The following is a 17839-nucleotide window of genomic DNA, read 5'->3' on the forward strand; positions in this document are numbered from 1 at the left end:
CGGTGTCCACAGGACGCCGGGGGTTCTTGTCGTACGTGGGGGTGAGACTCACTCCCAGCGGGTCGCGTAGGCGAAGCCCACCGCCATGAAGCCGATGCCCACCAGCAGGTTCTTCTGGCCGAGGTCGTTGAAGACCCAGACCTTCTCGATGCCGTTGTTCGAGAAGATGTAGTACACGCAGATCCAGATCAGGCCCAGGATGAAGCAGCCCAGCATGCCGGTGACGACGCCGCGGCCCCGGCCGAGCGGGGTGTCCGGGTGGGCCGCGATGATCAGGCCGAGGAAGAAGAGCACGAAGCCGATCAGGTAGTTCCAGCCCGCGAGGTCGCGGATGAAGCCGAGACCGTGCTCCTTGCCGTCGAGGCCGGTGCGGGCGCCGAAGTAGTAGTAGAGGATCCACGCGATGCCGAGCGCGATCGCCACGAGTGCGACCAGGAACCGCACCGAGAAGACCTTGGGTCGGTCCTCGTCCAGCGGGCTCCCCAGCTTGATCTTGGCCACGGGTACTGCTCCTGTTCCACAGCTTCATCACTTCGTCCGGGCTGGACGATCCCGCGTAGCCTAGTCGCCGTGACCCCCGGAACCCACGCAAGCCCCGACGAGAAGGCCCCCACGCCTCTCCGGCGCGCGCTGCTCGGCGTCCGATCCGGGGAGGGCCGGGGCTGGTCGCCGTGGCGGGTGGCCACGCCCCTGGTCGTCCTGGTCTGCGGTGGCCTCTTCGTGGTCAGCGCGGTCAACAGCCACGGCACCGACCTGCGTCCGGGCCGCTACGTCGACCTCGCGGCACTGGCCGGGAGCGAGCGCAGCGACTACCAGGACCTCGAGCGCCAGGTCTCCGGCCTGCAGAAGCAGGTCACCGACCTGACCAACGCCGTCCCGGACGCGACCGTACGCAAGGCCCGCGGCGAGGCGGACGCGCTGCGCCAGCCCGCCGGGCTCACCGCCGTCGCGGGCGAGGGGGTGAGCATCACCTTATCGGACGCTCCGCGCGACCTGGTCGAGAACACCACCCTCGACCCCAACCTGCTCGTGGTGCACCAGCAGGACATCCAGGCGGTCGTCAACGCGCTGTGGGCCGGTGGTGCCCGCGCCGTCACCGTCGCCGGGCAGCGGATCGTGTCCACCACCGGCATCAAGTGCTCCGGCAGCACGGTGCTGCTGCAGGGCGTGCCCTACCCGCAGCCGTTCGTCATCCAGGCGGTCGGCGACCGCGGCGAGCTGCTCGGCGCGATCGAGGACAGCAGCTATCTCCAGACCTACCGCCGGGACGCTGCCGATCCGGCGATCTCCGTCGGCTGGTCGGTCGACGCCGACGCCGAGGTGAAGGCGCCCGCGTACAAGGGTCTGCTCGACCTGACCTACGCCGAGCCGCTCCCCACCAGCTGATCAGCCTCCTGGGAGCGGCTCCGCGGGCTACGGCAGCAGGCCGCCGCCGGTGGTGTCGTCGGGGCAGGTCACGGTGCCGTCGGGGTTGGTGACCGGCGCATCACAGGTCGGCGTCGCCGGGGGCGGGGTCGGCGTGGGGGTGTAGGTCGAGACCCAGATGACCACCTGTGAGCCCTGCTTCTGCGTCGTGCCGGCCTGCGGCGACTGCCGCGTGACGGTGCCGGCTGGCTCGGTCGAGGTGTTGTCGTCGGTCCGGACGGGGACGAAGCCCGCCTGCCGGATCGCCTGCTCGGCCTTCTCGACCGTCATCTTCGACACGTCCGGGACGGCCTTCGGGCCCTCAGACACGTCGAGGGTGACGGTGGTGCCGCTCTGCACGGTGGTGCCGGGCGCGGGGTTGGCCGAGAGCACCTGGCCCTTGGGCTGATCGGACTCGACGTCGTTGCGCCGCACCACCAGGCCGGCGCCGGTGAGCAGGTCCTTGGCGTCGGCGAAGCTCATCCCGGCGACCTGCTGGATGGTGACGTCGGGCTTGCCGGAGGAGAGGGTGATGCTGACGGTGGTGTTCGGGTCGGCGTACGCGCCCACCCCACCCTCGGGGGTCTGCTTGAGGACCGTGTCGGCCGCGACGGTGTCGGAGGGCTCGTAGCCCTCGATGTTCACGCTCAGGCCGGCGTCGGCGATCGCCTGACGCGCCTGGTCCTGGGTCTTGCCGACCACGTTCGGCACCGCCACCTGGCCGTTGCCGTCGCTGAACATCCGCGGCAGGAAGAACGCGCCGGCCGCGATGATCGCGAGCACGATCAGCGCCATCGCGATGAGGAGCCCCGTACGGGGGCCGGATCGCTCCTCCTCGTCGACGGCGTTGCTCATCGGCACCACGCTCGTCTGCGAGACGACCTGGGTCGCGGCGGTGGCGGGGCCGGGCTCGGGGGCCACCACCGGGGCGACGGCCTCGACCGGACGCCCGGCGAGGTAGCGCTCGATGTCGTTGCGCATCGCGGCCGCCGACTGATAGCGGTCCTCGACGCGCTTGGCGAGCGACTTCATCACGATGGTGTCGATCGCGGCCGGCAGCGCCGTGTCGTGGGTCGACGGCGGAGAGGCCTGCTCGCGGACGTGCTGGTAGGCGACCGAGACGGGGGAGTCGCCGACGAACGGCGGCCGGCCGGTGAGCAGCTCGTAGAGCAGGCAGCCGGCCGAGTAGACGTCGGAGCGGGAGTCGACGGTCTCGCCGCGGGCCTGCTCGGGGGAGAGGTACTGCGCGGTGCCGACGACCGCGGCGGTCTGCGTCATCGTCTGGTGCGAGTCGGCGATCGCACGGGCGATGCCGAAGTCCATCACCTTCACGTCGCCGCTCGGCGTCAGCATGACGTTCCCGGGCTTGATGTCGCGGTGGATGATCCCCGCGCGATGGCTGTAGTCGAGCGCGGAGAGCACGTCGGAGGTGATCTCCAGGGCGCGCTCGGGCAGGATCTTGCGCCCCTCGCGCAGGATGTCGCGCAGGGTGCGGCCGGCGACGTACTCCATCACGATGTAGGGCTGGGCGACGGCGCCACCGGCGTGGTCGCCGGCGACCGGCTCCTCGCCGGTGTCGTACACCGAGACGATCGCCGGGTGGTTGAGGCTGGCGGAGGACTGCGCCTCGCGGCGGAAGCGGGCCTGGAAGGTGGCGTCGCTGGCCAGGTCGGTGCGCAGGCGCTTGACCGCGACGATCCGGCCGAGACGGGTGTCGGTGCCCTTGCGGACCTCCGCCATCCCGCCGCGGCCGAGGAGCTCGCCGAGCTCGTATCGGCCACCGACGATGGTGGGCTCAGGCTGGACCATGGTCAGGCTCCCGGGCTACTCAGTGGTGCGGCACCCGGCACGGTCGTCTCCGCGGCGGGTGTGGTCGCCGGCGCGGCAGGCGTCGGGGACGGGGTCGGCGTGGGGGTCGGGGTGGGGGTGGGCGTCGGCTTCGGCGTGGGCTTGGGCGTCGGCGTCGGGGACGGCGTGGGGGTGGGGCTCTTCTTGGGTGCCGCCCCGTAGTAGTCGACCGTCACCCGGTCGCCCTCGGCCAGGCCGGTGGTCGGGGAGACGGAGATGACCGAGTCGTCGTGGTGGGAGCCGTCGTTGGGCTGCTGGACAGGATGCGGGCGCAGGCCCAGCGCGCGCAGGTCCGCCAGCACGTCGTCGATGTTGCGGCCGACGTAGTCCGTCTCCTCGAGCGTGATCTCCGAGGGGCTCGCGGTCGGGCTCGGCGGCTCGGTGGTCGCCGTCGGCGTGGGGCTCGCGGTCGGAGTGTCGGTGGGCGGCGGCGTCGAGCCGCCACGCAGCACCAGCCAGGCCACCAGCGCGACCGCGGCCAGCGCCAGGACCAGGAAGACGAGCAGCAGAACGTTGAGCCAGTTGCGCTGCGGCTCTTCCTCGTACGGGATGGCCGCGATCGGCCCGGTCGGCGGCACCGCCTCGCCGACCACCTGGGTCGCATCCGTCGCCATCGCGCCCGCTGCGCCTGCCGCGCCGACGGGGACGGCGATGCCGTTGGCCGGGGTGTCGGTACGGCCACTGCCGACGCCGCGCAGGGCGGCGGTGAACGCGGCTGCGTCCGGGAACCGGTCACGCGGATCCTTGGCGAGTGCCTGGGTCACCACCCGGGCGAGATCGGCAGGTACGGAGTCGGGCAGCGGCGGCACCGGGTCGTGCAGGTGCGCCAGCGCGGTCGCGACCGGCGTCTCCTTCTGGAACGGGCGGTGGCCAGTCAGGCACTCGAAGGCGACCACGCCGAGGGAGTAGACGTCGGAGGCAGGGCTCGCCTGCTCGCCGCGGGCCTGCTCGGGGGAGAGGTACTGCGGGGTGCCCATCACCTGGCCGGTGCCGGTGATCGCGGCGGTGGAGGCCGCGCGGGCGATGCCGAAGTCGGTCACCTTGACCTCGCGCTCCGGCGTGACCAGCAGGTTGCCCGGCTTCACGTCGCGGTGCACGATGCCGGCGCGGTGGGCGGCGGCGAGCGCGTCGCCGGCCTGGCCCAGCAGGTCGCGCACGACCGCAGGGTCCATCGGCTGCCCGTCGCGCAGCAGCGAGGACAGCGGCTGGCCGTCGACCAGCTCCATCACGAGGTACGGGCGCAGGAGTCCCGAGGCCGTCGGCATCTCGCCGACGTCGTAGACGGCCGCCACGTGCGGGTGGTGCAGCGCGGCGGCGTGCCGCGCCTCGGAGTCGAAGCGGGCTCGGTTGACCGGGTCGTCGGCGTACTCCGGCTTCAGCAGCTTGATGGCCACCGGGCGGTCGAGCGCGGTATCGGTGGCGCGATAGACCTCGCCCATCCCACCGGTCGCGATCAGCTCACCGAAGACATAGCGCCCGGGGCTCGGCTGGTTGGTCGTCACGGGTTGATCACCGCTTCCATCATCGCCTTGGCGATCGGGCCGCCGAGAGCGCCGCCGGCGATCTCGTCGCGGCTGGTGTTGCTGGACTCCACGAGGACCGCCACGGCGATCTTCGGGTTGTCGGCCGGCGCGAACCCGGTGAACCAGGCGTACGGGGGGCGCTCGGCCGTGGACTGTGCGGTGCCGGTCTTGCCGGCGACCTGGACGCCCGGGATCCGGGCGGGTGTGCCGGTGCCCTGGTCGACGACCGAGGTCATCATCTGGGTCAGCATGCCCGCCGTGCGCGGCGAGACCGCGGTGGAGAGCTCGGTCGGGTTGGTCTGGTCGAGGACGTCGAGGTCGCTGGAGGTGATCCGGTCCACGACGTACGGCGTCATCACGACACCGTGGTTGGCGATTCCGGAGGAGACCATCGCCATCTGCAGCGGGGTCGCGGCGACCTCGTACTGGCCGATCGCGGACTGCGCACGCAGCGGCGGCGACAGCGTCGTCGGGAAGCGGCTGGTGGCCTGGCCCGACAGGTCGGTGAGGTAGGTCTGGCCGAAGCCGAACTTCTCGGCCTGCTTGCGCAGCTGCGCGTCGGTTAGCTTGAGGCCGACGCCGGCGAAGGCGACGTTGCACGAGCGGTCCAGCGCCCGGGTGAGCGTCACCTGGTCGCCACCACAGGGGATGTTGTTCTCGTTGTGCAGCACGTGGCTGGTCTGCGGCAGCTTCAGCGAGGCGCGGCCGTCGACCATCGAGTCCGGCGTCATGCCGAGGTCCTCCATCGCGGCCGCGGCGGTGACCAGCTTGAAGGTCGAGCCCGGCGGCAGGGTGGTCTGGATGGCGCGGTTGAGCAGCGGCTGCGCCGGGTCCTTGAGCAGCCGCTCGTACGCCTTGGTGGAGGCCGTCACGTCGTGGTCGGCCATCTCGTTGGGGTCGAAGCTGGGCGTGGAGACCATCGCCAGGATCCGGCCGGTGCTCGGCTCGATCGCGACCGCTGCGCCCTCGACGCCGTCGCCCAGCGCCTTGAAGCCGTTGAATGCGGCGTCCTGGACGGCCGGGTCGATGGTCAGCTCGACGTTGCCGCCCTTGGGGTCGGTGTTGTTCACCAGGTCGATCAGGCGACGGACGAAGAGGCGCGAGTCGTCCCCGGAGAGCACCTGGTTCTGGCTGTGCTCGATGCCGGTCTGGGAGTAGTAGGAGAAGTAGCCGGTGACCGGCGCGTACTCCTTGCTCTTGGGGTACACCCGCTGGAACTTGAACTGGTCCTTCGACGGCACGCTGTGCGCGACCGCGGTCTTCCCGGCCAGGATCGCGCCGCGCTGGCGGGAGAACGCCGCCTGGACGACGCGCCGGTTGCGAGCGTCGTCGTTGAGGTCCTTCGCCTTCACGAACTGCAGGTAGGTCGCATTGGCCATCAGCGCCAGGAAGAGCACCAGGAAGAAGACGCTGAGGGTGCGGACCGGGCGGTTCATGCCGCCGTTCATCACCGTCACGAGGGCAGCCTCACCATCTGCGTGGTCGCCTCGCCCGGGTCGAAGGAGAAGTCCGGGAGCGGGCGGCGCGCGTGGTCCGAGACGCGCAGCAGCAACGCCACGATCACCCAGTTCGCGACCAGGCTCGAGCCGCCGTACGAGAGGAACGGGGTGGTCAGGCCGGTGAGCGGGATCAGCCGGGTCACGCCACCGATGACGACGAAGACCTGCAGCGCGAACGACGCGGCCAGACCGACGGCGAGCAGCTTGCCGAAGTCGTCGCGGCAGATGATCGCGGTGCGCAGGCCGCGCTCGACGATGAGGCCGTAGCAGAGGATGACCGCCAGCACGGTCGTCAGGCCGAGCTCCTCGCCGATGGCGCCCATGATGAAGTCGGAGTTGGCGAAGGAGATCCGGTAGGGGGAGCCGTTGCCGAAGCCGCGACCCAGCAGGCCGCCCCAGGCCATCCCGAACATCGACTCGACCAGCTGGTCGGAGTGGGGTCCGGTGGCGGTCTGGTAGTGGTCGAAGGGATGCAGCCAGATGTCGACGCGGGCGGTCACGTGCGGGATGAAGCGCGAGGCGACGAGAGCGCCGCCGAGGAAGAGCCCGCCGCCGACGACGATCCAGCCGCGACGCTCGGTCGCGATGTAGAGCATGATCACGAAGAGCCCGAAGAAGAGCAGGCTCGAGCCGAGGTCGCTCTGCCGTACGAGGATGGCGAGGCTGATCAGCCACATCGCCAGGATGGGGCCGAGGTCGCGACCGCGCGGCAGGTCGATGCCGGCGATCCGGCGCCCGGCCAGCGCGAGCGCGTCGCGGTGCAGCACCAGGTAGCCGGCGAACGTGATGACCAGCAGGACCTTGGCGACCTCACCGGGCTGGAAGCTCATCGAGCCGACGTGGATCCAGATCCGGGCGCCGTTCACGCTCTTGCCGATGCCGGGCAGCATCGGCAGGAGCAGCAGCACGACCGCGCCCAGGCCGCAGGTGTAGGTGAACCGCTGCATGATCCGGTGGTCGCGCAGGCTCACCAGGGTGATGGCGAACAGGATCACGCCGATCGTCATCCAGATCAGCTGCTGACGGGCGTAGCCGTCGTTCTGGGTCGCGCCGGCGGCCAGGTCGAGGCGGTGGATGACCGCCAGCCCGAGGCCGTTGAGCATCGCGACCAGGGGGAGCAGCACCGGGTCGGCGTACGGGGCGACCATCCGGACGACCACATGGGCGCCGATGATCAGCGCCGCCAGCCAGCCGCCGTAGCCGACGATCCCGGCCGGGACCTGCTGGTCGACGCCGAGACCGACCGCGGCGTAGCCGCCGATGCCGACGACGAGGCTGAGGATGAGCAGGAAGAGCTCCGCGCCCCGGCGACGCCGGTGCACGAACTCGCGGGCCCAGGTCTGCGCGCTCATGCGCAGCCGCTGCCCGGGGTCGAGGCGGTGCAGAGCAGCTCCTGGACCTTCGTCCGGGCCTGCTCGAGCGAGTCGCGATGGATGCCGTCGCGGATCTGGTCGGCGTAGGTGTCGGGGAGCTGGCCGACCTCGAGGTCGCTGGTCTGGTAGGCGGTGGAGAGGTCGAAGCCGAGGAGCGTGGTGTGCACGCCGCGGAAGATCGTGACCTTGCCGTCCTGCTCGCCGACGTACCACTGCTTCTGCGTCCACGACCATCCGGCCGCGGCGACGATCCAGACCAGGCCGACGACCAGCAGCAGGGCGAGGATGCCGCGGATCCAGGCGCGGGCGCCGCCCCGGTGCGGCTGGAGGGCGTAGCGGCGTCGCTCGGCGTCGAGGGGGTCGTTGGCGATCGCCTCGGCCGGGACCTCGCCGGAGCCCACGGCGGCGGCCGCCGCCTCGGCGCGAACCGTCGCCGCCGCGTCGGGCTCCAGGAGCTCGGCGTTGATCGGCTCGAGCTCGCCGGTGTCGCCGTTGCGGTGTCCACGGAAGAGGGACGTACGGGCGGTGAGCGGGGCGCGCTTGCGCAGCTCGGCGGCGGCGCCGACCAGCAGCGGCGTCGGCACCTCCTCCGCGGCGTCGGCGGTCTCCGCGTCGAGCGCGTCGGCCACGATGCAGGTGACGTTGTCGGTGGTGCCGGCCTCCAGGCTGGCGCGGGTGAGCTCGACCGCCGCGTAGTCGGGAGTGCCGGTGGCGAGGATGTCGGCCAGGCGGCCGTCGTCGAGCGAGGCGGTGATGCCGTCGCTGCACAGCATCAGCCGGTCACCGGCCTGGAGCCGGATGATGAAGAGGTCGGGCTCGATGTCGCGGGTGCCGTCGATCGCCTGGAGGATCAGGTTGCGGTGCGGATGGATCCGCGCCTCGGCCTCGGTGATCCGGCCCTCGTCGATCAGGGTCTGCACGAACGTGTGGTCGTGGGTGACCTGGCTGATGTGGCCGTCGCGGAAGAGGTAGCCGCGCGAGTCGCCGACGTGCCCGACGGCGATCATCTCGCCGTCGAAGAGCGCGATCGTGGCGGTGGTGCTGGTGCCGGCCAGCGCCGGGTCGTGGTCGACCAGCTCGCCGATCCGGTCGTGGGCGCGGTGGAGGGCGCCGGCGACCAGGCCGAGCAGCTCCTCCTCCGTGTGCTCGGGGACCGGGGGAGCGTCGAGCCGGCGCAGCTGGCCGATCGCGGTCGCGCTGGCGATGTCGCCGCGGGCCGCGCCGCCGACGCCGTCGCACACGGTCAGCAGCCAGGGCCCCGCGTAGCCGGAGTCCTGGTTGTCCTTGCGCACCCGTCCCACGTCGGAGACGGCGGCGTAGCGGAGTCGGAGCGTCACTTGCGCAGCTCCAGGATGGTCTTCCCGATCCGTACGCGGGTGCCGACCGCGATCGCGGTCGGCTGGTTGATCCGGACGCTGCCGATGTAGGTGCCGTTGGTGGACCCGAGGTCCTCGACGAACCACTGGTCACCGCTCGAGGCGATCCGGGCGTGCCGGGTGGAGACGTAGTCGTCGTCGAGCACGATCGCGGCGTCCGCGCCGCGGCCGATCAGGATCGGCGCCTGGCTCAGGTCGGCGCGCTCGCCCTGGCTGCGACCCTCGACGACCAGCACATGGGTGGGTGCGCCGCGGCGCGGCTTGGCCGGCTTGGCGCGGCTCCACCTGCTGCGGGCCTCGCTCGACGCGGTCGGCTCCTCGACGCGGGCGCCGAAGAGGTCGGAGCGGACCACGCCGACGGCACTGAGCACGAAGATCCACAGCACCGCCAGGAAGGCGACCCGGATGAGGAAGAGAGTCAGTTCGGACATCGAGGCAGGTCAGCTCTCCGTGATCCGGACGACGAGGTCGGTGCTGCCGATGCGCACCACCGTGCCGTCGTCGAGCAGCGAGCTGGTCATCCGCTGGCCGTTGACGAGCATGCCGTTGGTGGAGCCGAGGTCGTGCACCTCGACGTGCTTGTCGGTCTGACGGAACTCGATGTGGCGTCGGCTCACGCCGGGGTCGTTGATCCGCAGGTCGGCGTCGGTGCCGCGGCCGACCACGAGGCCTCCGAGCGAGATCGGGTGGCGCGAGCCGTTGACCTCGATGAGCGCGGTGGCGCGGCGCACCTCGGTGGCCGACGCGTTGCCGGTGACGCTGGCCTGGGCCTTGCTGCGGATCCGGAAGCGACCGGTGGTGAGGTCGGCCGCCTCCTCGAAGTCGATCCGGATGGGCCCGGGGAAGACGTACGCCTGCGCCTCGGCGTGCTTGTGCAGCTGCTCGCCGAGCTCGCTGGCGAGCGCCGTGTCGTACGGGCTGAGCCGCGCCATGTCGCTGGCGGAGAGCTCGACGTGGAACGCGTTGGGCACCAGGCGCCGCTCGCGACTGAGGATCTGCGCGTTGTTGTCGCACTCGCGCTGGAGCGCGGCCGCGATCTCGACCGGCTGGACCGCACTGCGGAAGGCGCGGGCGAAGGCGCCGGAGATCGCCGACTCGAGGCGCTGCTCGAACCGCTGCAAGCCGCCCACGCGCGCTCCTCTCACTGATGCTTCATTCGTCGGTCGCCCCATGTCCCGGAGGGTGCTCCGGCACGCGACGCAGACCCGACGGGCCCGTCGGGTTCGCTCGATCGTATCGGTGTCGCGGTTGTAGGTCGCCCGCACGCGCCGCCGGTTTGGGTGTGACGTGTGGGTTGGGATAACGTTCGGACTGCTTCAAGCGCGCGTGGCGGAATAGGCAGACGCGCACGGTTCAGGTCCGTGTGTCCGAAAGGACGTGGGAGTTCAACTCTCCCCGCGCGCACAGCACAGAAGGCCCCGGTCAGTGACCGGGGCCTTCTGCATGTCGCGACGTGAGCCGGGCCGGCCGATCAGGGCACGGCGTGGCCGGCGGCGCGGAACATCTCGTACCACTCCGCGCGGGTGAGGGGGAGGTCGGATCCCTGTGCCGCCCCGGCCACCCGCTCCGGGGTGGTGGTGCCGAGCACGACCTGCATGTTCGCCGGGTGGCGGGTGATCCAGGCGGTGGCGATCGCGATCGCCGGTACGCCGTACTGCGCCGCGAGCCGGTCGATGACCGCGTTGAGCTCGGGGTACTCATCGGATCCGAGGAAGGCTCCGGTGAAGAACCCGCCCTGGAAGGGCGACCACGCCTGCACGGTGATGTTGTTGAGCCGGCAGTAGTCGAGCGCGCCGACGTCACGCGAGATCGACTGGTCCAGGTCGCTCATGTTGGCCGCGACGCCCTGGGCGACCAGTGCGGCGTGGGTGACCGACAGCTGGAGCTGGTTGGCGACCAGGGGCTGGCGCACCGAACGGCGCAGCAGCTCGATCTGCCCCGGGGTCTGGTTGGAGACACCGAAGTGGCGCACCTTGCCGGAGGCGGCGAGGTCGTCGAAGGCCCGGGCCACCTCGTCGGGCTCGACGAGCGCATCGGGACGGTGGAGCAGCAGGATGTCGATGTAGTCGGTGCCGAGCGCCTCGAGCGACCCGTCCACCGACGCGATGAGGTGGTCGTAGGAGAAGTCGAAGTACGGCCCCTCGCGGACGATGCCTGCCTTGGTCTGGATCACGAGCTGCTCCCGCTCGGAGGAGGTCAGCCGCATCGCCTCGGCGAAGCGTCGCTCACATCCGTGCAGGTCGGCGCCGTAGACATCGGCGTGGTCGAGGAAGTTGATGCCCGCGTCGAGGGCGGTCCGGACCAGAGTACGGATCTCCTCGTCGGTCTTGTCCTGGATGCGCATCATCCCCAGGACGACGTTCGGGACGAGGAGATCGGTCCCCGGAAGGGTGAAGGTCTTCATGGTCGTTGCTCTCCTGAGGATCAGGCCGTGGCCGAGAGACGGGCGATCTCGTCCGTCGTGAGGACGAGATCGGCAGCCTCGGCAGAGTCCTGGATCGACGCCGGCCGCGAGGCGCCCGGGATCGGGATGACGACGGGCGCCAACGCCAGCTCCCACGCGAGGGCGACCTGGAACGGGGAGACCCCACGGTCCTCGGCGATGTCCACGAACGCCTGGTACTCGGCGCCGAGCTCTCCGGAGCGGGCGAGCGAGATCCCGCCGAGCGGGCTCCATGGCAGGAATGCGATGCCCAGCTCGGCGCAGAGCTCGAGCTCGGGGAGGGAGGACCGGAAGCGCGGGGAGAACTGGTTCTGCACCGAGACCAGGCGCCCGCCCAGGATGTCGTACGCCTCGCGGATCTGGTCCGGGTCCGCGTTGGAGATGCCGGCCATCTGGATGGCGCCCTCGTCGAGCAGGTCGCGGATGGCACCGACGGACTCCGCGTACGGGATGCCCGGGTCAGGACGGTGGAACTGGTAGAGGCCGATCGCGTCGACGCCGAGTCGCCGCGCCGAGGCCTTGGCGGCCTCCTTGAGATAGGACGGGTCGCCGTTCTGGGTCCAGCGGCCGTCCCCCGGCCGCAGGTGTCCGCCCTTGGTCGCGACGAGGACGCCCGAGGTGTCCTGGCCGTAGCTGCTCAGCGCAGCGGCGATCAGCTGTTCGTTGTGGCCGACCTCGCCTGCGTCGCGGTGGTAGGCGTCGGCGGTGTCGATGAGGGTGACGCCGGCGTCGAGGGCGGCGTGGATGGTCGCGATCGAGCGTGCCTCGTCGGGCCGGCCCTCGATCGACATCGGCATGCCGCCGAGGCCGATGGCGCTGACCTGGCGGTCTCCCAGAGTGCGGGTCTGCATGGGTGATGAGCTCCTGGACGGTGAAGCGGAGTGGACGGCGGTCGCCGCCGCCTTTCACCCTAAGAACGGCTAATCTAGAAGTCCAACGACTCTTGGTCATCCATCTCAGAAGAAGAAGTCATCAATGGAGCTGCGTCAGCTGGAGTACCTGGTCGCGCTCGCCGAGGAGCGACACTTCACCCGGGCGGCCGACCTCGCCCGGATCTCCCAGTCGGGCCTGTCGGCGGCGATCCGCAACCTCGAGGACGAGCTGGGGACCAAGCTCTTCCAGCGGACCACCCGCAAGGTCGAGCCGACCGAGGCGTGCCATGCGCTTCTTCCGTACGCGCGCTCGATGCTGAGCCAGGCCGCCGCAGCACGCGACGCGGTCGTACGCTCCTCGAACGAGCTCTCGGGCCAGCTGCGCGTCGGTGCGGAGCAATGCCTGGGCATGGTCGATGTCGCGGCAGTGCTCGAGCGGTTCCACGACCGGCACCCCCAGGTCGAGATCGCCTTCACCCAGGCGGGGTCCGAGGAGCTCCTCGGCGGCGTGCGCGAGCAGCTCCTCGACGTCGTGTTCGTCGCGGGCGCGGACCATGTCGGCGCGCTGTCGCGCGCCGAGCTGGGACGTGACACGTTCGTCGTGCTGCTCCCGCCGTGGCACGAGCTCGGCGCACGACCCTGGCTGGATCGGTCCGATCTCGCGAGCGAGCCGTTCGTCGACTTCCACCCCTCGTGGGCCGTCCGTCGCCTGAACGACACCGCCTTCGCGGCCGTCGGCGTGACCCGGCGGGTCCACCTCACCGTCAACGACGTCCACACGCTCCTGGATCTGGTCGGGCGCGGCATGGGCATCGCGGTGGTCCCGCGTCACGTCGGGGCCAAGCCGCAGGCCGCGGGTCTGGCGGTGGTGCCGCTGCGGCCCGACGCCGGGCCGGAGTGGATCGTCTCGCTCGTCGCGGCGGGATGGGACCGCGCGGACTCGCCCGCGCCTCACTTCATCGATCTCGTCGCCGAGCCGGGGGCGGCCAGCCTCTCTGCGAAGTGACGCTCAGGGCGCGATCCGGCCGTCGAGAAGCAGATCGAGCATCGGCTCGGATCGTGCCGGCGTCCCGGCCGGGGTCGAGCAGTCGGGTGATCGCGCCCGCCGGGGAACCGCCGGCTGGCCGTACGGCTGTCAGGGCTGCGTGAAGATCCGGGCGACCTCGCGACCGACATGCTCGGCGAAGGTCCGGTCGGCGAGGATCGGAAGCCCTGCGGCCGTCGCCGACGCGGACAGGTGTGTCAGCGCGGCGTCGAGCGAGTCGAAGCCGGGTGGGGGCTGGAGCAGCCACAACCGTCCGGCCGGCCGCGGATCGAAGCCGCAGGTGCTCCTCAGGCCTCGTGGACGGTCTCGCCGCCGACGACCGTACGGACGACGCGGTGGCTGCTGATCTCGTGCGGCGGGCCGGCGAACGGGTCGCCGTCGAGGATCGCCAGGTCGGCCAGGTGCCCCGGCACGAGGGCGCCGGTCTCGTGGTCGAGGTGGTTCACCCACGCCGAGCCCGCGGTGTACGCGGTCCAGGCCCGCTCGAGGGGCAGCGCCTGCTCGGGGAGCAGCGGGTCGAGCGGGTCGCTGACGTACTGGCGGGTGACGGCCACCTGCATGCCGGCCAGCGGATCGGCCGACGAGACCGGCCAGTCGGAGCCGGCGGCGAGCGTCACCCCGGCGGCGAGCAGATCGCCGAAGGGGTACTGCCGATCGCGCAGGGCGGCGTCCAGGTAGGGCAGCGTGTGCTCGATCATCTGCTCCTCGGCCTGCGCCCACAGCGGCTGCAGGTTCGCGGCCGCGCCGAGGCGCGCGAAGCGACTCGTGTCGCGGATCTGCACCATCTGCAGGTGCGCCAGATGGTGCCGATTGCCCCACAGACCGTTGCGCTCCAGCGCGTACTCGACGGCGTCGAGCGCCTCGGTGACCGCCCGGTCCCCGAGCGCGTGGAAGTGGCACTGGAAGCCCTCGGCGTCCAGCGCCGCGACGGCCTCCTTCAGCATCTCGGCGGAGATGAAGGAGTGGCCCCTGTTGTTCGTGACGTGTCCGCAGGGGTCCAGGTAGGGCCGGCTGATCGCGGCGGTGAAGTTCTCCGCGACCCCGTCGACCATCAGCTTGATCGAGCTCGCGTCGAGACCGGCCTCGGCGGCCAGCGCGCGACGCGTGACGTGGTCCTCGATCTGCTCCAGGCCGCGGTCGCGCTGCCACCACAGCGCGAGCCGTACGCGCGCCTTCAGCGTGCCCGCGGCCCGGGCGCGTAGATAGGCGCCGAGGTTGTCCGCAGTGATGCCGCTGCGCCCGACCAGTGCGTCCTGCCAGCCGGTGATGCCGTAGGAGAGGGCATGTCGCTGGCCGGAGGCCAGCGCCTCGTCGATGGCGTCCTCGGTGATCGGCGGGAGGTGCTCGCCGACCAGGTCGCTCGCGGCCTCGTGCAGCACGCCGGTCGGCTCGCCGGCGGCGTCGCGCTCGATCCGGCCGCCGGTCGGGTCGGGTGTCGTCGCGCTCACGCCGCCGACGCGCAGCGCGGCCGAGTTGGCCCAGTGGCCGTGGTGGTCGGCGTTGGCGAGGAGCACCGGCCGGTCGGGCACGACGGCGTCGAGCATCGCCGCGGTCGGCAGGCCGCCGGGGAACCACGGCACCTGCCAGCCGGCGCCGACGATCCACTCCCGCTCGGGGTGGGCGGCCGCGTAGGCGGCGATGATCGCCAAGCACTCCTCGGCGCTCGTCGCCGGGGTGAGGTCACAGGCGTTGAGGTCGAGCCCGCCGATGGTCGGGTGGTAGTGGGCGTCGATGAAGCCGGGACTGATCAGCCCGCCGCGCACGTCGACGACCTCGTCGCCGGACACGCGGTCGGCGAGGAGCACGTCGTCGGGCAGGACCGCCTCGATCCGCGCGCCCGACACCCGCAGCCCCCAGCCCGGCAGACCGCCGACGCCGGTACGGAAGAGGGCGCCGCCGAGGTAGAGGGTGCTCACGCGCGCAGTCTAGAAGCGCAGGACCTCCGGATCACCGACGCCAAGAGCCTGCTTGACCAGAACATCGTCGGCATGCTCACCCGGCTGCACGACGAGGAGGGGGTCAGCATCCTCTTCATCACCCACGACCTGGGCGTGGTCGCACAGATCTCGGACCGGATCTACGTGCTCAACGAGGGCGTGGTCGTCGAGACCGGGGACACCGCCGAGGTCGTCGCGCGCCCGGGCGACGCGTACACCCGACGGCTGCTCGCCGCGAGCAGCCTCACCTCCGAATGAGTACGCCCACAGCCGCACCCACGAGAGGATGACCCCATGACCCAGGGGACCACCGTCGCCACCTTCGCTGTCGTCGTACGGTGCACGGCGCACCGGCTGGCGGAGACGCGATGAGCTGGCTGACCTCCGCCGCCCACAGCCGCTGGCTGGAGAGCGAGACCGACCGGATGCTCGCGTTCGGCGCCGCGGCCCGTCGTCCCGACGGCTTCGCGTGGCTGGACGACGCCGGGCGCCCCGACCTCGAGCGGCCGATCGAGCTGTGGATCACCGCCCGGATGACGCACGTCTACGCCCTCGCCCATCTGATGGGCCGCCCCGGTGCCGGCGCCCTCGCCGACCACGGTGTCGGTGCGCTGGCGGGACCGTTCCGCGACGACGTGAACGGCGGCTGGTACGCCGCGCTCGGTCCGGATGCGTCCGGGGCGAAGACCGCGTACGAGCACGCCTTCGTCCTCCTCGCCGCGGCGAGCGCCACCGCCGCCCGCCGCCCGGGAGCGGCGGCGCTGCTCGAGGACGCGCTCGCGATCCACGACCGTCACTTCTGGGACGAGGACGCGGGGGCGGTGGTCGAGGAGTGGGACCGGACCTTCATCCGGCTCGACGGCTACCGGGGCGCGAACGCCAACATGCACACCGTCGAGGCGCTGCTCGCCGTGGCCGACGTGGTCGATGACGGCTCCCGGCTGCGCGAGCGCGCCCTGCGGATCTGCACCCGGATCGTGCACGAGCAGGCGGCCGCCAACAGCTGGCGGATCCCCGAGCACTACACCGAGACCTGGACGCCCGTGCTCGACTTCAACCGCGATCAGCCCGCTCATCCGTTCCGTCCCTACGGCGCGACCGTCGGCCATGGGTTCGAGTGGGCCCGGCTGTGCCTGCACCTCGCCGCCGCGCTCGGAGACCATGCGCCGGCCTGGCTCGTGGACGACGCCCGCTCGCTCTTCGCGACGGCCGCCCGGGACGGCTGGGGGGTCGACGGCGGGGACGGCTTCGTCTACACCGTCGACTGGGAGGGCGCCCCCGTCGTGCGGGAGCGGATGCACTGGGTCGTCACGGAGGCGATCGCGGCTGCGGCCGCTCTCCACCGCGTCACGGGGGAGGACTCCTACGCCCGGCAGTACGAGACGTGGTGGGACTACGCCGCCGAGCACGTCATCGACCCGGCCGGCTCGTGGCGCCACGAGCTCGACGCGTCGAACCAGCCCGCCTCGGGCACGTGGTCGGGCAAGCCGGACATCTACCACGTCGTCCAGGCGACCCTGCTGCCCCGTCTCCCGCTCGCGCCGGCCCTCGCGGTCGCACTCCGTGACGGGCTCCTGCGGTGAGCGCCCGCGGTGGCGTGCTCGTCATCGGCGAGGCCCTGGTCGACATCGTCGACTCCGGCGACTCGGTCGAGGAGCACCCCGGCGGCAGCTGCGCGAACGTCGCGGTCGCGCTGGCGCGGCTCGAGCGACCGACGACCCTGGTCACCCAGCTGGGGCGCGACGCGTACGGCGACCTCGTCTGCCGGCACCTGCGCGATGCCGGTGTCGAGCTGGTCGTCGACGAGCAGCCGGCGACCTCCACGGCCCGTGCGGTGCTCGACGGGGACGGCGCGGCGCGCTACGAGTTCGACCTGACCTGGAGCCTGGATCCGGGCGTGGTCCACACGCGTCCGGCGGTGGTGCACGTCGGCTCGATCGGCGCGGTGCTGGAGCCGGGCGCGAGCGCGGTGCGGACGCTCGTCGAGCAGCACGCCGCGGACGCGTACGTCTTCTACGACGTCAACGCCCGCCCGCTGCTGATGCCCGATCTCGAGCAGACCCGCGCCGCGGTCGAGGCGATCGCCGCGGTCGCCGACGTGGTGAAGGCCTCCGACGAGGACATCGCCTTCCTGTTCCCGGGCACGCCGCTCGAGGAGGTCGCCCTGCGATGGTTGGCCGGCGGCTGCGCCGCGGTCGCGTTCACGCTGGGCGGTGACGGCGCGGTCTGCTTCAGCCGCGGAGCGCGGATCGAGGTGCCCTCGGTGAGGGTGAGCGTCGTCGACACGATCGGCGCGGGGGACACGTTCTCCGCCGGTCTGATCGACGCGTTGTGGGACGTGGTCAGCGAGCCGCGGGAGCGTGAGCGGCTGCGTGCGCTGCCCGCGGCCGCGTGGGCGCAGGTCGTACGCCACGGAGCGGCGGCCGCCGCGGTCACCGTCAGCCGGGCCGGCGCGAACCCGCCCTGGCGCCACGAGCTGTCCTGACACGGCCGAAGGCCCCGTCCCTCCAAGGAGGAAC

17 protein-coding genes and 1 tRNA gene are annotated in these 17839 nt (G+C 71.7%); 6 read left to right on the forward strand and 12 right to left on the reverse strand.

Features of this window, described 5'->3' with window-relative positions; genetic code table 11:
- Positions 1-48: 48 nt before the first annotated feature.
- Positions 49-501 carry a cell division protein CrgA gene (locus tag KSO98_RS16120; protein WP_225286712.1) on the reverse strand — a complete coding sequence of 151 codons (453 nt, stop codon included), beginning with the start codon at positions 499-501 and terminating at the stop codon, positions 49-51.
- Between the two features lie 69 nt (positions 502-570).
- Here KSO98_RS16120 and KSO98_RS16125 point away from each other — a divergent pair, with 69 nt between their 5' ends.
- Positions 571-1386 carry a DUF881 domain-containing protein gene (locus KSO98_RS16125; protein WP_225286713.1) on the forward strand — a complete coding sequence of 272 codons (816 nt, stop codon included), beginning with the start codon at positions 571-573 and terminating at the stop codon, positions 1384-1386.
- Positions 1387-1413: 27 nt separating this feature from the next.
- Here KSO98_RS16125 and pknB read toward each other — a convergent pair whose 3' ends face one another.
- Genes pknB through KSO98_RS16160 form a run of 7 tightly spaced genes read right to left on the reverse strand, consistent with a single transcriptional unit; the run spans position 1414 to position 10153 of the window.
- A complete protein-coding gene (gene pknB, locus KSO98_RS16130; protein ID WP_225286714.1) occupies positions 1414-3213 on the reverse strand; it encodes a Stk1 family PASTA domain-containing Ser/Thr kinase in 1800 nt (599 codons plus the stop codon).
- 2 nt (positions 3214-3215) lie between these two features.
- A complete protein-coding gene (locus KSO98_RS16135) occupies positions 3216-4754 on the reverse strand; it encodes a serine/threonine-protein kinase (protein ID WP_225286715.1) in 1539 nt (512 codons plus the stop codon).
- Positions 4751-6223, reverse strand: a complete 1473-nt coding sequence (locus KSO98_RS16140) for a peptidoglycan D,D-transpeptidase FtsI family protein (protein WP_225286753.1) — start codon at positions 6221-6223, stop codon at positions 4751-4753. The genes KSO98_RS16135 and KSO98_RS16140 overlap by 4 nt, the downstream gene beginning before the upstream one ends.
- Positions 6224-6228: 5 nt before the next feature.
- Entirely contained in the window at positions 6229-7626 is a 1398-nt protein-coding gene (locus KSO98_RS16145; protein ID WP_225286717.1) for an FtsW/RodA/SpoVE family cell cycle protein, read from the reverse strand.
- Complete coding sequence (locus KSO98_RS16150; protein WP_225286718.1) at positions 7623-8984, reverse strand: PP2C family protein-serine/threonine phosphatase; 1362 nt, start codon at positions 8982-8984, stop codon at positions 7623-7625. The genes KSO98_RS16145 and KSO98_RS16150 overlap by 4 nt, the downstream gene beginning before the upstream one ends.
- On the reverse strand, positions 8981-9454 hold the full coding sequence (locus KSO98_RS16155; RefSeq protein ID WP_225286719.1) for an FHA domain-containing protein FhaB/FipA: 474 nt from the start codon (positions 9452-9454) through the stop codon (positions 8981-8983). The genes KSO98_RS16150 and KSO98_RS16155 overlap by 4 nt, the downstream gene beginning before the upstream one ends.
- 9 nt (positions 9455-9463) lie before the next feature.
- Positions 9464-10153 (reverse strand): FHA domain-containing protein, encoded by a 690-nt coding sequence (locus KSO98_RS16160; RefSeq protein ID WP_225286720.1) that lies wholly within the window; start codon positions 10151-10153, stop codon positions 9464-9466.
- Between the two features lie 190 nt (positions 10154-10343).
- Between KSO98_RS16160 and KSO98_RS16165 the strand changes: the two genes are divergently transcribed.
- Positions 10344-10427: transfer RNA gene (locus KSO98_RS16165), tRNA-Leu, on the forward strand.
- Positions 10428-10494: 67 nt separating this feature from the next.
- Here KSO98_RS16165 and KSO98_RS16170 read toward each other — a convergent pair.
- Both KSO98_RS16170 and KSO98_RS16175 read right to left on the reverse strand, forming a co-directional pair.
- Complete coding sequence (locus tag KSO98_RS16170) at positions 10495-11427, reverse strand: aldo/keto reductase (RefSeq protein WP_225286721.1); 933 nt, start codon at positions 11425-11427, stop codon at positions 10495-10497.
- Between the two features lie 20 nt (positions 11428-11447).
- Entirely contained in the window at positions 11448-12317 is an 870-nt protein-coding gene (locus KSO98_RS16175) for an aldo/keto reductase (RefSeq protein WP_225286722.1), read from the reverse strand.
- Between the two features lie 124 nt (positions 12318-12441).
- On the opposite strand from KSO98_RS16175, the gene KSO98_RS16180 reads away from it, so the two are divergent.
- On the forward strand, positions 12442-13344 hold the full coding sequence (locus tag KSO98_RS16180) for a LysR family transcriptional regulator (protein WP_225286723.1): 903 nt from the start codon (positions 12442-12444) through the stop codon (positions 13342-13344).
- A 129-nt stretch (positions 13345-13473) separates the two neighbouring features.
- Here KSO98_RS16180 and KSO98_RS16185 read toward each other — a convergent pair whose 3' ends face one another.
- Both KSO98_RS16185 and KSO98_RS16190 read right to left on the reverse strand, forming a co-directional pair.
- A complete protein-coding gene (locus KSO98_RS16185; RefSeq protein WP_225286724.1) occupies positions 13474-13632 on the reverse strand; it encodes a hypothetical protein in 159 nt (52 codons plus the stop codon).
- A gap of 38 nt (positions 13633-13670) precedes the next feature.
- Positions 13671-15299 carry an amidohydrolase gene (locus KSO98_RS16190; protein WP_225286725.1) on the reverse strand — a complete coding sequence of 543 codons (1629 nt, stop codon included), beginning with the start codon at positions 15297-15299 and terminating at the stop codon, positions 13671-13673.
- A 72-nt stretch (positions 15300-15371) separates the two neighbouring features.
- On the opposite strand from KSO98_RS16190, the gene KSO98_RS16195 reads away from it, so the two are divergent.
- From KSO98_RS16195 to KSO98_RS16205, 3 genes are all read left to right on the forward strand, one after another.
- The gene (locus KSO98_RS16195; RefSeq protein ID WP_225286754.1) at positions 15372-15578 is read left to right on the forward strand and encodes a hypothetical protein; all 207 of its coding nucleotides are present in this window, start codon (positions 15372-15374) and stop codon (positions 15576-15578) included.
- A 110-nt stretch (positions 15579-15688) separates the two neighbouring features.
- Positions 15689-16903, forward strand: coding sequence for an AGE family epimerase/isomerase (locus KSO98_RS16200; RefSeq protein WP_225286726.1), 1215 nt, complete (start codon positions 15689-15691; stop codon positions 16901-16903).
- A complete protein-coding gene (locus KSO98_RS16205; protein ID WP_225286728.1) occupies positions 16900-17805 on the forward strand; it encodes a carbohydrate kinase family protein in 906 nt (301 codons plus the stop codon). The genes KSO98_RS16200 and KSO98_RS16205 overlap by 4 nt, the downstream gene beginning before the upstream one ends.
- Positions 17806-17839 lie beyond the last annotated feature (34 nt).

It is taken from the genome of Nocardioides nematodiphilus, from assembly GCF_020216525.1.
GTDB lineage: Bacteria > Actinomycetota > Actinomycetes > Propionibacteriales > Nocardioidaceae > Nocardioides > Nocardioides nematodiphilus.